The following is a 13,997-nucleotide window of genomic DNA, read 5'->3' on the forward strand; positions in this document are numbered from 1 at the left end:
GGGCGAGTCCTTTGTAAACGAGCGTGCTAGGAAGAGATGTTTTTGGTGGCGCGCCATTGCGTAATGGGCAGTGCCGGTTTGAGTGCGGTAAAGCTACCGATCTGTTTTTCGTTCGAGACTTCGAAGCGGTGCATGCTGCCACCGTAGCGTGCTTGGAGGGCGAAGAGGTGTTGTTCGCTTTGCACGGTCACAGCGTTGATGACGATCCGCCCGCCGGGTTTCAACCTGAGCCAGGCTTGTTCGAAGCTTGCTTCGAGACCTCCGCCGATGAAGATGACGTCGGGGTCGGGGGCGTCGCAGAAGCAGTCCGGGGCGGTGCCTAGGATGCTGAGCGGCACCCCGAGGTGTGCTGCGTTGCGTTCGATTCGTGCGCGTCGCTCGGCGTTGCTTTCAAAACACCATGCGCGCTGCTTGAGGCCTCGGAGTGCACCGGGGTTACGGGATTGAGCGCGTTGCCATTCGATGGCGATCGAGCCTGAACCTCCACCGACGTCCCATAGCGTTTCCCCCGGTTGGGGTGCCAGCGCTCCCAGGGTGATGGCGCGGATATCCTGCTTGGTTAGCTGCCCATCGGACTCGAATGCTTCATCGGGGAGTCCAGGTGTGAGTGTTGACGTCGCGGGGCGCGCTGTGGTCGTGTCGATGGCGAGGATGTGCAGGTTGTCTGCGACTGGCGGAGCGGTGGCGTCTCCGCGGGTGATGGCGCGCTGGGGTGTGCCGAGGTTGCTCAGCGCAGTGATCGTGATGTTGGCGGGGTCGATGCTGTTGGATGAGAGGTGGTGGAGGTAGCTTGCAACTGTTGCCGGGGTGGAGCTATCACGGCCTAACACCAGTACACGCGGGGACTGTTCGATGGCTAGGCCGATGGAGTTAATGTCGGCGGACATGAGGCTGACCACAGGTGTGGAATCGAGAGCCCAGCCGAGTTCTGAGCAGGCAAGAGAGGCGCTGCTCGGTGCCGGATATACATGTGCATTGACGCCGTGGCGCCTGAGTGTGCTGGCGATCCCGTGGTAGTTGGGGTCGCCACTGGCTAGAACCACCACCTGTTGTCCACGGTATCGATCGATGAGCTCGGGCAATGCCGGAACCAGCGGACTGGGCCATGACTGGGTGACCACGGCGTCGGACAGTTCGTCTGCGACGTGGCTGAGCATGTCCAGTTGGCGCTGCCCACCGAGGACAACATCGGCCTGGCCCAGCAGCGTGCGGATGGCCGCGGTGTCAAGATCCCGATTGCCGTGGACACCAACGATCGCCCAGTTGGTGGACGTTTGACTGTTTGAGTAGAGCGCGGCGGTTGCTTGAGGTTCGCTGCTGTTGCCGGGCACGAGGCTGCGCGGTTGGTTGTTGAAGGTGTCGCACCCATTGGCGGTCACACATACGATGTCTTCGATACGGGCGCCCCACCGCTCGGTGTAAAACCCGGGTTCGATGGAAAAAATCATGCCCTCGCGCAACACCAGATCGTTTCCGGCGATGATGAAGGGCTCTTCGTGGGTGCTCAGCCCGATACCGTGCCCGGTGCGGTGGGTGAAGTAATCCCCCAGGCCGGCTTCGGTGAGTACTTGTCGGGCCGCGGCGTCTACCTGCGCCGCCGTGACGCCTGGGCGCACTATGGCCCTAGCTGCGGCTTGCGCGCGTTCAAGCACCTCGTAGGCCGCGAGAAATTCAGGATCCACTCCGCTATCAACGCCGCTATCGCCAGCGACATAGTAGGTGCGGGTGCAATCGGAGTGGTAGCCGCCGGCAATGGTGCCCCCGATGTCGATGACTACCGGGTCGCCTGCTTGCAGCACGCGGTCCGAGAAGCTGTGGTGGGGGTTGCCGCCGTTGGGTCCGCTTCCAACGATGACGAAGTCCACGCTGTCGTGCTCGGCCAAGATGAGCTTTTCTAGTTCTGCCGCGACCTCTGCTTCGGTGCGGCCGGCAATCAAAAGCGAGGGCACGTGGGCGTGCACTGCGTCGATAGCTTGGCCGGCGGCGCGCAGTGCGCCCAGCTCCTCTGCGTCTTTGACCATAAACATCTCGGCAAGAGTGTGTGTCGCAAGCACCCATTGTGGTGCGCTGTAGCCCGTGAGCTGCTGGATCCCGGCTGTCAGGGCGACGATGTGGTCGGCCGTCAGCGATGAACTCACCGCGATCTCGAGCGGGGTCTCGGCCTCTGCTTCCTGGGCGTGAGCGCCGGCTACAAGGTGACCGATGACGATGGCGTAGGGGTCTTCGCCGTCTTTCCATGAGCGCACATCTGCGACTTCAGACAGCGCTGGATCGATCGTGGCTGCGCTGCCCACATCCACCGCAGGGACAATCAGCAGTGGCTTGCGATTGGGGTGGTTCGAGGCGGGTATGACCAGTGCGGAGAATCGTTCGTGGGTGGATAGGCTGATGCCGAGGTATTCCAGCTCTGGGCCGCCTGCGATGATCAGCGGCTGTGTGCTGCGGGTGTGCTGGATTCGGTGGAGCCGATCCGGATAAACATGCATGCTCTTAATGCTACTGTGATCGGCTTGCCTACAGTGCGACGACGCCGCGTCGGATGGCGTCTACTGCTTGTCGTGCGGGTTCGCGCAGGCTGTCGAAGGCCGCCATTTGTTCAAGCAGGTCAACAACACGCAGAGCTTGACGGACGAAGTCCCCGGCAGTCATCTCGGCTCCACATTCTGCGGCAGCTTGGAGGCAGTAATCCAAGGGGGCACCTGCGGTCCACTGGTGCATGGCCAGAGCGAATGACGGCTCGGGTTCGCGAGTGGGTTTCAAGCCGAGGCGCTGTTCGTCGTAGACGAGCTCCTCCCAGATGCGGAACACATGGGAGATGGCGGTGTTGATCGCCGGAGTTGCAGCCTGTGCCCTTCCGCGGGTCTCGCGCCGTTTTTCAAACACACAGACGCTGGCTAGCGCGGCCAATTCGGCGGGGTCGAGAGGATCGAAAATCCCGCGACGAATGCATTGGGCGATCAGCAGATCGGATTCGTTATGAATCCGGGCGAGCATGTGGCCCTCTTCGGTGACGATCGGGCCGGTGTCGTCCGGGTAGCTGACGTAGCCCCAGTGCTCGAGCAGCTCAAGAATCGCATCGAACGTGCGGCCAAGTCCGTTGTGGGCTTCGGAGACCTGCTCTTCAAGCCAGGCGACTTCCCTATCTGCCTTCGCGGCTTTTTGTGCTGCGCGCAGTGCTGGTTCCAGGCCGGGCATGTTGTGTGCTGGGTGCGCGCGCAACGCCTCTCTGAGGGCCGTTAGTTTGGCAGACTTTGGGGCCTTAAGCTTGTTGAGTTTGGGCCGTGGGTATTTAGTTCGCGCGAAGTGTTTGATGATGGAGCCTTTGCGGCGGCGCGGGTTGTTCAGCACTTCCGGTGCGACGCTCATGGCACCGACAATCTGCGGTGCGATGGGGAAATCCTCCGCGACGACCGATCCGACCCACCCGTCTTCGGTGATGATCATGATTTCGGGGTCCCGCTGGGTGCGCGGTCGGCGAACAACAACGCCAAGCATGCTGCCTTTTTTGACCGGCAGGGCGATGACGTCGCCGATGTCCGCGCGGGAGAGGATCTTTGCGGCTTCTGCCTTGCGAGAGCGCGCAGAGTCTTTGGCCAGGGTGCGCTCCATAGTGGAGATCTCTTGGCGCAGTTGCGCGTAGGCCTCCAATTGCTCGACCGTGGGGGCCTGCGAATCGCCTTGGTAATGCGCATCATCCTCGGCTTGGCTGGATGCACGGCGAAGCAAACGTTCGAACTCCGCTTGCGAGCGCGCCTTTTTCGCCTTAGCCTGCTCGATTCTGCGGGCCTTGTCGACCACGCTGCCGTCGATTTGGTACTGGGCGAAGGATTGCTCGATCAGCCCGCGGGCATGAACATACCCAATCGTGTTGATCAGGTTGACGCTCATGTTGTAGCCGGGGGTGAACGTCGATTCCAGCGGATAGGTGCGTGTGGATGCCAGACCTGCGACGGAGGTGGGATCTTGGCGGGGATGCCACATCACCACAGCATTGCCGATGGTGTCGATTCCACGACGACCCGCACGGCCGGTCAGCTGCGTGTACTGGGCTGGTGTGAGTTCCACGTGGGAATCACCGTTGAATTTGGTGAGTTTTTCGATGACGACGGTGCGCGCCGGCATGTTGATACCCAACGCGAGGGTCTCGGTTGCGAAAACAACCTTGACTAGTCCGCGCACAAAGAGCTTTTCCACGATGTGTTTGAATGCCGGAAGCATGCCTGCGTGGTGGGCGGCGAAGCCCCGCATGAGTGCCTGCCGCAGTCGTGGAAAGTTGAGAACCTTGAGATCCGCGGCGTCAATATCCTCGATACCTTTGTCGATGATCGTCGCGATCTGCGCTGCTTCTTCCTTGCTGGTTAGCGAGATTTTTGAACGTAGGCAATCGAAAAGAGCATCATCGCAGCCGGCGCGGGAGAAGATGAAGTCGATGGCTGGCAGCATGCCCATCTCCCCCAGCGCACGGATCATCGCGGGGCGGTTAACCCGGGAGGAACCGTGGAGACTGCGCAATTGTGGGTTGGGTTCCCCCTTGGAAAACATGGGGTAGATTTTCTGCCCGGCCATCATCCATTGGTCCAGCGGCACGGGTCGGTTGTCAGTGACGACCACGCGGGTGTCGCCGCGGACAGTGCGCAGCCAGTCGCCGAACTCCTCTGAGTTGCTGACTGTGGCTGACAGCCCGATGATCTGCACGGTGTCGGGAAGGTTGAGGATGACTTCCTCCCAGACCGCACCGCGCGAAGGGTCCGCGAGGTAGTGGATTTCGTCCATCACCACGAAGCCAAGGCGCTCGAGGGTGGGTGAGCCCGCATAGAGCATGTTGCGCAGCACTTCGGTGGTCATGACGACAATGTCGGCGTCGGGGTTGATGGAGACGTCCCCGGTGAGCAACCCAACCTCGCCGTAGGCTTGGAGGTCGTGAAATTTTTGGTTGCTCAGAGCCTTGATGGGCGTGGTGTAGATGCAGCGTACGCCTTGTTCTTTGGCAAGTGCGACGGCGAATTCTCCGACGATGGTTTTGCCGGCGCCGGTGGGGGCACAGACGAGCACGCCACGGCCTTCTTCCAGCGCCTGACAGCCTTCAATTTGGAACGGGTCGAGTTCAAAACTGAGGGACTGTTGGAAGCGTTGAAAAGCCGTGGATTGGCTAGACCCCGCGGATCGGTTGTCGTGATCGTTGGGGTCTGTGTGGGCGGTGATGCTCATAGACCTTAGGTTGCGTCGAAGTTGATGTCGGAGGGGGCTGCGATTGTTGACGCCGCGTCGTCGTCGGTGTCCATCCAGTCTGGGCGGTTGTCAGCGCGTCTGCGGTCGTTGAACCGGCAGAATTGCAGTGATACTTCCATCAGTATTGACAGTGCGACGCCGAGACCGAACATGCCGAACGGGTCCTGGCCTGGGGTAATGAATGCTGCGAGTACGAAGATCGCGAGGATCATCACGCGGCGTTTGCCCTTGAGCATGCTGTAGTGCAGCACCCCAACCAAGTTGAGCATGACAACTACGAGAGGCAACTCGAAGCTGAACCCAAACAGGATGAGCATTTGGAGCAGGAAGTTGAAGTATTCCCGACCGCTTAGTGCCGCGACTTGGGTTTCCTCGCCGATTCCGGTGAGGAAGTTCAGGCCTAGGGGGATGCAGACGTAGGCGAGGATGGTGCCTGCGACGAACAGCACCACGCCGAGGCTGATGAACAGCAGCGTGAAGCGGCGTTCTTTTTTCTCAAGTCCTGGTGTGACGAAGCCCCAGAATTGGCCGAGCCACACGGGGCAGGACAGTACGGTTCCCGCTAGAGCGCCCACTTTGAGGCGCAGCAGGAACATTTCGAAGGGGGACGTTGCAAGCAGGCGGCATTCGTCTTGGGGGCCGAAACTGAGGCGTTTAGCAGGGTCGATATCGCAGTAGGGCGTGCGCAGGAGTTCACCGAGTGACGGGATGGGGCCGACATTGGTGCCGTACCAGATGTATCCGAGGACGGTTCCTGCGGCGAGCGCGATGAGCGACACTATGAGGCGCGCACGAAACTCCTGGATGTGCTCCAGGAGTGACATGTTGCCTTCGGGGTTTTTCTTAGCCACGGGGCAAAAAGTCTGGGGTTATGCCTGACCCTGCGGGGGCTGGGGGTTGACCTGGTTGGTGCTGGGTTGAGCAGGCTGCTCCACAGGTTGTGTCTGTTGAACGGGCTGCTGCAGCTGGGCGGGGTTGGAGGCGGGAAGTTGGTTGGGATTGTTGTCCTCGCTCATTTCCTTCATTTCGGATTTGAAGATGCGCATGGAACGTCCAACGGAGCGTGCAGCTTCGGGAAGTTTCGTGGATCCGAACAGAAGGATCACTAGGAAAAGAATGCCAATTACTTCGGGCCAGCCGATGTTCATGTGTACTCCAAAGGGGTGTATTTGGGGTTGCTACGCGGGGTTCACGTTGCCTTCGAAGCCTCTAGTGTACGCCTTTAGCGCGGTGAGGGCATGTTCTAGGACTTGACGCCGTGCGGTGTCGGGTGTGTAGACGCGGGCCTGTCCCCCGCTGCGCAGAATAAAGCGGGTGAGCCATTGTTGTTCTGTGTAGTTTATGCGCGCGCAGTGCAGTGTGTTGCCGTCTGGGGCGCCGGTGGTTTGCCCGGTTAGGTTCATGGGCACAAAGTCTGCGATCCATGTGTAGGAGTCCTCGATGAGGCAGTGCGCGATGGTGGGCCATAGCTGCTCGCTGTGCTCGAATCCGAAGGGCCGTGCGGGGTCGAAGGCGGTTGTAGCACCAATGACGCCGCGGTCGATCGGGTTGGCACCCACCTGCGCGTGTGACATGCGGGATATGCGGAACGTCCGGGTGTCCGCGACGTCATAATCCCAGGCGCGAACGTAGGCTGCCCCATCGACTGCGAACAGGTGTAGTGGGGCGAGCCGGCGGGCAGTGGTGGTGTCTTTGGATGCCGAATAGTAGTCGCATTCGAGGTCATAGCCGGTGTCGAGGGCGTCGCGGACGATATTGAGTGTGGCGAGGTCTCGGGCGTCGTCGGCGTCGTTCGTGGATGCGCCCCGGCGGTCGAGGATGGTCGCCAAGGGTTGTTCCCAGTCGGCGATGGCGCGGATTTTTGTGGCTGCGCTGCGTATTGCGGCTGTGTCTCCGCTGAGTTCAGACAGTTGGTCGAGCGCTAGTAGCAGTGCGGCTGCTTCTGTTCGGGTGAGTCTCAGGGGCCGGTTCATTCCTTGGTCGTCTGTGATGGCCACGCGGCGGAATGTTGGTTGCTCCATGTCGATGAGTTCGACGGGCCCCGGACCACAGCACCAGAGCCGTTCGAGGCCTGTGACGACTTGTTGTGGTGTCATGCCGAGGTCGCGGGCCGCTTCGAAAGCGGTGGCCTGGGGGTGCGCGTCGAAGTAAGGCAGCAGGCTGAGCATGCGGACGATGTCGGAGAGCCTCTCCCCCACTCTTGATTGTTGCGGTGCGCGCGCTTCTAGTGATGACGCCGCGTTTGTACAGGGGGCGTCGAGGGGTTCGGCGTGGGCGTCGGCGACGGCTTGGAGCATGGTGCGCATGTGCTCGCGCAATTCGGGTGGTTCGATGATTTCGACGCTGGTGCAGTACGCGAGGGCTTGTTCGCATAGCCATACGCGGTCCGCGTCGCGTACCGTCCAGGTGGAAAAACCTTCGGGGCTGTGATCGTCGGCTTTGTTGCTGCGCTGTGCCCAGCGGGTGAGATCGGCGGCTGTACCGTCGCGCACCACGAGTGTGGCATCAACGATGCTCATGTGGGTTCTTAAGGTCGAATCGACGATCCAAGCGAGTTTTGCGGAGGGGTCGATGGGGATTCCCGGTGGGGTGAAACCTTCGGCAGCGTCGAGCGTGTGGGTGATGGGGCCCTCGATTGTCACGTCGGTGACCCGGGTGGCGCGGAAACTGCGGGGGGCGCCACGATCGAGGTCGAAGCCCACCATGTAGAGCCTTTGCCTGTGGCTCACCAGTCCCCAAGGATCGAGCCGGCGACGGCTGCCACGGTGGTCGAAGCTAATTGAGTTAGCGCTGCGTGTTGCCTGGAGGAAACGGTCGAGTGTGGTGGGGCTGAGTTTTCCGGCATCGCCCATCGCCCCGACCCCGGGCTGTGCGTCGGCTCGGGCGGCGCCGGCGGAGGCAAGTTTGGTCCAGCCGGAGCGCGCGAAGGCTGACAGTTCTCCGGCCACTCCCATCCCGCCGGCCAGGGCTAGAACGCGGGCCTCTTCGGGGCTGAGCTCCAGCGGTGGTAGCTCGTAGGAATCCTTGTGCACGCTGTAGAGGGTTCCTTGCGCACTGCTGCGACTATCGATGGGAACACCGATTTTAAGCAGCACATTTCGGTCCCGCTTGAACATTTTCTGGAAGGCCTCGTCGCTTTTGCCCTGGTAACCGGCCACGTTGCGGCGCACCCAGTCGGCGCTGACATACTGGCCGTTTGCGCCTAGCAGAGCAAAAGTCAGATTAGTGAGGCGTTCGGCGAAACGATCTTGCTCAGCCATGTGACTCCGGCGCACGCATGTAGTCAATCAGAGCGTCGACATCGGCGTTGTCGTTGGCGAAGGGATCGCCCAGTTCCACACCACGGGGTTCGGGCCGTGTGACCTTGAGGCGCATCCATTCAACGCCCACCGCGGCGTCATACTCTGCGGCAGCGTGCAGGAAACGGCTACGTAAATGGGCGCGCGTGGTTGTGGGACCGTAGGTTTTCGCCCTGTCGACCTCATGCGGGTCGGTGAGCCGACGGATTCTCCCCTTAGATTCGAGCACCCTGGCCAGGCCCCTGCCAGGGCGGATGTCGTGGTAGCGCAGGTCGATCTGCTTGAGCTGGGGATGGGTGAAGTCCTCTGGATGTAGACCCAGCTTGTTCTGGTATGCACGGATAACGCTGAGTTTGATCGCCCAATCAATCTCGGTGTCGATGGTGCTGTAGTCGCCACTGTCGATCGCATCGAGGGTGCGCCCCCACAGATCCAAGCAGTAGGCGTAAAGGGGCTCAGGCGAGTGCGTCTGATGCTCACGTGATGCAACCTGCACGCCTTGTGCGTTGTCGTTGAAGAAGGCGCGCGCGGCGTCATAGTAATAACGCTGAACCTCGAGTCCGAGACGCGGGTTGCGTGCGATATCTTTGATTGCGCCGTTATCTAGCTCAAAGTTGCGGGGTGACCAGCCGGATTCGAGCATCTCCAGCACCATCAGAGTGGAGCAGATCTTCAGGGCGGTCGTGGGCTCAGCCATCGTGGAATCGCCGACGATCACGTGCAAACGCCGGTAGAGATGCGAGTCAGCGTGGGGTTCGTCGCGGGTGTTGATCATTGGCCGCGAACGGGTGGTTGCCGAGGAAACCCCATCCCACACGTGGTCTGCGCGCTGGGACAACAGGTATTCATAAGTGTGCTCGCCGCGCGCGCCCGGCAGAGGGGTGCTAATCATGCCGGCGCCGGCAATCAGCTGGCGGGTTACCAGGAACGGCAGCAGCGTTGTGCCCAAGGTTTTGAGTACGTGCATGCGGCTGACGAGGTAGTTTTCATGGCAGCCATAAGAGTTGCCAACAGAGTCAACGTTGTTTCGAAACAGCAGCACCTGGCCGTCTAGGCCGCCGGCGTGCAGCCGCTGTTCCGCCTCCAGCGAGAGGTCGTTGAAGAGCTCGTCGCCGGCGCGATCGTAGACCAGCAACTGGGCGACGCTGTCGCACTCAGGAGTGGCGTACTCGGGGTGGCTGCCGACATCGAGATAGAGGCGCGCCCCGTTGAGCGCGAAAATATTGGAGCTCGCGTGCTGCTCCACGACCGGTCGGAAGAGTGTGCGTGCTACCTCGTCGGGCCCCATACGGGCGCTTGTGGGGTCGGCAGGGGTGTGGAGAATTCCGTATTCGGTCTCCACACCCATAATGCGCCGGTGCATGGCTACTGGCCGCCTTTTTGCACGAAGGAACGGACAAACTCCTCAGCGTTGGTCTCGAGGAGATCGTCGATGTCGTCCAAGATGTCGTCCACACCTTGGGTGGAAAAATTAGCCTGGACCTGACCTGCAGTGGCCTCGGCGTCGTCACCGTCTGGTTGGCCGCCGCCGTGGATCTGTTTGGTGCTCATAGTGTCGTATCCTAGGACGCCCCCGAAGTGTGTGGCGCCCAACACGCCCCAAATGGGGGCTTAAATGAGTATGGGCTACGCTTTTTATCTTAGGCTAGGTTATAGTGCTGCCTGTGAAAAAATTTGCTTTGTTAACAGGCCTTTCTCTGGCCCTCACAACCGGCGCCCCGTTGGTTGCGCCGACTGTCCTCCTTCCCGTCGCTTTCGCCGATCAGACTGAGACCATTGGTATCACCCCTACCGATGGTGCCAAGCAGGAATACGACGCTGACCACCTGGCGCTCGAATGGGGAATCCGCTCGAGCTTCAATAACTACGTCGGTGGCTCGACTCATATTTTTGATGGTGCGAAGGCATCGGGTAAGAGCTACCTGTGGCCCTACTTGGGTACCGATAAGAATGAGGATGGCTCCGTCAGTATTAATTACGGCGGCACCGTGAACTTCATGAAGTATTGCACGGATCCGGAAGATCCTCAGCGAGGTGCCTGCCAACTGGACTTGACCTTGTCCAACCCCACCATCAAGACAGTTCCGGGGACCGGCAAGGGCATGCTGTCGGTGGTCGTCCACACTATCGACTACGCCACTAAGCAGTGGAGTGGCCCGGAGCGCATTGACTTCGCGGTGGTGGATTTTGACGCCGGTCGATTCAACCAGGGCAAGACTGCCGACGCTGAGCTCGGGGAGGTCACCTCGTGGCGCGGTGTGGCGGGTGCACTGACCGCGGCCGGTAACCAGGCATTCTCTAATTTCTATGCCGAGCATGGTTTCGTTAACTCCCTGAGCTTCAGCTACCCGGGCAAGGATGCTCTGGAGGGGACCCCGGACGGGTACACCGTCTCCACGGTTGCTGACACCACCATTGACTTCAGTGGTGCGAAGAAAATCTTGCAGCTCAAAGATGGAAACATTTTTGTTGTGACCAGCGACTGGGGCACCACTAAGGGGGTCGTCGCATCTCCGGACCTTCGCACTATCTCCGAAGGCTTCGACGTGCCCTTTGATAGCTCCAATAATGTCGTCGTTGATACCTCGAGCGGCGACCTCATCTGGATCAAGGATGGCACGGTGTATGCCGCGCCTGTCAGCAGCACTGGGGTTGGTGCAGCGCGCGAGCTCGCCTCTTACCCCGGTACCGCGACTGCCTTTGCTAGCACTCCGGCTGGCACCTACGGAATCCTTAGCCTCGATGGTGATGACGCGAAATTCACCACTGTGACCTCCTCCGGTGAGGCCACCACTGTTGATCTTCCAAAATCCACCGACGTGTACGCCAAATACAAGTTGAACGGCAACTACTGGGATCAGGTGTACGGCACCACCTTCCGTAGTTCCAATATTGGCATGCAAGGCTTGAACGACGGGACGTTTATCTTCGTCTATGACCACAATCTGACCTACGGCGACGGCGATGCCAAGCGCGGCGCCACCCCGCTGCACATTTCACCTGCCAAGGAATCCGTGGCGGAACGAGTGTCACCTATCGAAGCTTTTGAGCCCGCATTCGAAAATAATAATTCTATTCGCTCGGTGGTGGTCGACGACAACCGCATCGTCATGTACAACCAGTACGGCACTGCTTATGAAAAGAACAACAGTCGGATCGTTTTCGGCCACTACGCAGACGGTAAATTTACCCTTGATGCAGGTCCCGGCCCCTTTGGTGACATTGCCCAGGTCGCCGGCGTCGGATTCCTCGAGGACGGTAACGCCGTGATTGCAGCTCAGGAGAACAGCACGCTATACACGGTGGATCCCTCCACCGGCACCGTGGTGGCTAAAGCCGCACTCGGTGACCGTATGAAGGACACCGCCAAGGACGAAAGTAATACTGTGCTCGTCGGACACGATGCGTCCGTCTATGTGCTGGACACCTTTGTGCCTCCGAACTCTTACGATGACCTCACCGGCATCAAGCGCTTGGTGGTCACCAAGCCCGGCGAGCAGAAGGACGCATCCGTCCCCGTCGTGACCATGGGTGACACCGTTGAATGGGACAATCCCCCGGCGGAGCCCCCCGCAGACCCGAAGCCCCCTGCGGATCCCAAGCCTCCGGTAGACAAGGAGCCTCCAACCGGTGGTTCTAGCTCTGCTACTCCCGGAAGCATCTGGGAGAAGCTCCTCGGAGTCGTTGCTATCGCTGGCGGCCTAGCAACTATCTTCGGTCTGATCAGCACGGTGCTTAAAACCTTCGCTCCGGACCTGCACACTAAGGTTGCCGCGATGATCGCCGCAGCAACCAAACGCTAGGCACAATCCGCCGGGAGATTCCTTGCGGGTGCCATCCCGGCGGGCGCTAGTCGCCCGCTACCTCGCACCGCCTTGTTAGACCGCGCGCTGTCGAATCCAGTCAGCTGTGCGTTCCGACAAGGCGGTGTCGTCGTCTGCAGGGCACTCCCCCAACACATCTTTTCGGGTCCCAGCACCCAGGTCCGCCAAAGACACCACCATCTGCGCACCGTCACTACAGGCGGCGCGATCCGACGCGGCGTCATCACCTGAAACTTCACCGCCAAGCCTGCAAGCATCAACAACGACGCTGTCCCAATTGGCCGCCAACACAGCATCCCCGAAGCAGCGCAGCACGGTTCCGCGAATCCACGCGCGCGTATCCGCAGGGGGCTCCGCCATGGCGCGGGCAATATCGTCAGCGGTGACCAGCGTGCGCATCAATCCTTTGCGAACCAGGGCGTAATACAACCCCTTAGCCTCGTCGATGTCGCTGTACTGCAGATCAATCAGAGCAACCTTGGGATCATCCATAGCTAAGCCGCGGTCAACATAGCGTCGAATCAGCGCTAACTTAGCCGTCCAATCCAACATGTCGGACGTGCTTAATGGATCTACAGCCAGCTTGGCGCAGACCTCGTCCCACAAATCCAGAACCCGACGATCGTGAATATCCAGGGTCTCCCCCAGCGTCTGCTCCACCCTCTGACGATAAACCGCCAGAACATCCAAAGCCGTGAGCCTACGGCCATCCGCCAACTCTAAGGACGCGCGGCAGTCGAGATCCCTCGACACAACCTTGACCGCCGCCACCGGATCCGCCAATGCGACGTCATCAAAACGTGCGCCCTGCTCGATCGCAGACAGCACCAGTTTGGTCATGCCGAGCTTCAACACGTTAGAGACTTGGGACATGTTGGCGTCACCAATGATGACGTGCAGACGACCGATTGCTTCAGCATCCCCATGAGGTTCATCACGGGTGTTGATGATGCCCCTGTTGAGGGTTGTTTCCAGCGACACAGTCGTCTCAATATAGTCCGCGCGCTGGCTGATCTGAAAACCAGCCTCCTGCGAACGCTCGCCCAAGCCCACCCGGCCGGCGCCGATCACCACCTGCCGGCAGACGAAAAATGGGATTAATGACGCCGCGAGATCATCGAACTCCACCGCGTTACGGTCGTAACAATAATTCTCGTGCGTGCCATAGGACGCCCCTTTGCCATCCACATTGTTCTTGTAGATCTTTAGCGGCGGGCACGGTGGATGGCCCTCCAACACAGAATGGTTGCGCTCGCTATGCGCGGCGACCTCCCGCACGGCGTCGTGCATGATCCGATCCCCCGCGGCGTCATACAACATAGCGTCGAAGGCGTTGGTTGTTTCCGGTGCGGAGTACTCCGGATGTGCGTGGTCGACATAGAAGCGGGCCCCATTGGTCAGAACCAGATTGGCAACGCCCAGGGCATGCGGGTCGATGACGGGCGCTGAGTGGTAACGGCGCAGGTCAAAGCCGCGAGTGTCGCGCAGGGGTGATTCTGAGGCGAAGTCCCAGCGAGTGCGGGCATGCTGATGCTTCAGTGAATATGCGACGATCGCGTGGGTGCTGGTGGCGATGGGGCTGGCATAGGGGTCGGTGGGGGTCGCAATGCCGTACTCGGTTTCGGTGCCGATAAAACCAACCATT

General features: G+C 60.3%; 9 protein-coding genes and 1 pseudogene. 1 reads left to right on the forward strand and 9 read right to left on the reverse strand.

Going from position 1 to position 13,997, the window contains the following annotated elements; genetic code table 11:
- Positions 1–26: 26 nt before the first annotated feature.
- The 8 genes and pseudogenes from cbiE to L1C91_RS00325 form a co-directional block, all read right to left on the reverse strand.
- A complete protein-coding gene (gene cbiE, locus L1C91_RS09515; protein WP_419178690.1) occupies positions 27–1,331 on the reverse strand; it encodes a precorrin-6y C5,15-methyltransferase (decarboxylating) subunit CbiE in 1,305 nt (434 codons plus the stop codon).
- Positions 1,332–2,486, reverse strand: a pseudogene (locus L1C91_RS09520) (M24 family metallopeptidase); the annotation flags it as partial.
- A 28-nt stretch (positions 2,487–2,514) separates the two neighbouring features.
- Complete coding sequence (locus L1C91_RS00300; RefSeq protein WP_234857473.1) at positions 2,515–5,208, reverse strand: DEAD/DEAH box helicase; 2,694 nt, start codon at positions 5,206–5,208, stop codon at positions 2,515–2,517.
- A 5-nt stretch (positions 5,209–5,213) separates the two neighbouring features.
- Positions 5,214–6,080: a twin-arginine translocase subunit TatC gene (gene tatC, locus L1C91_RS00305; RefSeq protein WP_234857474.1), complete on the reverse strand. Its 867-nt coding sequence runs from the start codon at positions 6,078–6,080 to the stop codon at positions 5,214–5,216.
- A gap of 18 nt (positions 6,081–6,098) precedes the next feature.
- Positions 6,099–6,377 (reverse strand): Sec-independent protein translocase subunit TatA, encoded by a 279-nt coding sequence (gene tatA, locus L1C91_RS00310; protein WP_234857475.1) that lies wholly within the window; start codon positions 6,375–6,377, stop codon positions 6,099–6,101.
- Between the two features lie 30 nt (positions 6,378–6,407).
- A complete protein-coding gene (locus L1C91_RS00315) occupies positions 6,408–8,489 on the reverse strand; it encodes a helix-turn-helix transcriptional regulator (RefSeq protein WP_234857476.1) in 2,082 nt (693 codons plus the stop codon).
- Complete coding sequence (gene pafA / locus L1C91_RS00320) at positions 8,482–9,891, reverse strand: Pup--protein ligase (protein WP_234857477.1); 1,410 nt, start codon at positions 9,889–9,891, stop codon at positions 8,482–8,484. The genes L1C91_RS00315 and pafA overlap by 8 nt, the downstream gene beginning before the upstream one ends.
- A 2-nt stretch (positions 9,892–9,893) precedes the next feature.
- On the reverse strand, positions 9,894–10,079 hold the full coding sequence (locus tag L1C91_RS00325; protein WP_234857478.1) for a ubiquitin-like protein Pup: 186 nt from the start codon (positions 10,077–10,079) through the stop codon (positions 9,894–9,896).
- A 113-nt stretch (positions 10,080–10,192) separates the two neighbouring features.
- Between L1C91_RS00325 and L1C91_RS00330 the strand changes: the two genes are divergently transcribed.
- The gene (locus tag L1C91_RS00330) at positions 10,193–12,331 is read left to right on the forward strand and encodes an HtaA domain-containing protein (RefSeq protein WP_234857479.1); all 2,139 of its coding nucleotides are present in this window, start codon (positions 10,193–10,195) and stop codon (positions 12,329–12,331) included.
- A 75-nt stretch (positions 12,332–12,406) separates the two neighbouring features.
- Here L1C91_RS00330 and dop read toward each other — a convergent pair whose 3' ends face one another.
- Positions 12,407–13,996 carry a depupylase/deamidase Dop gene (dop, locus tag L1C91_RS00335; protein WP_234857480.1) on the reverse strand — a complete coding sequence of 530 codons (1,590 nt, stop codon included), beginning with the start codon at positions 13,994–13,996 and terminating at the stop codon, positions 12,407–12,409.
- Position 13,997: the final 1 nt, after the last annotated feature.

The organism is Corynebacterium argentoratense (assembly GCF_021491455.1).
In the GTDB taxonomy this organism is placed as follows: domain Bacteria; phylum Actinomycetota; class Actinomycetes; order Mycobacteriales; family Mycobacteriaceae; genus Corynebacterium; species Corynebacterium argentoratense_A.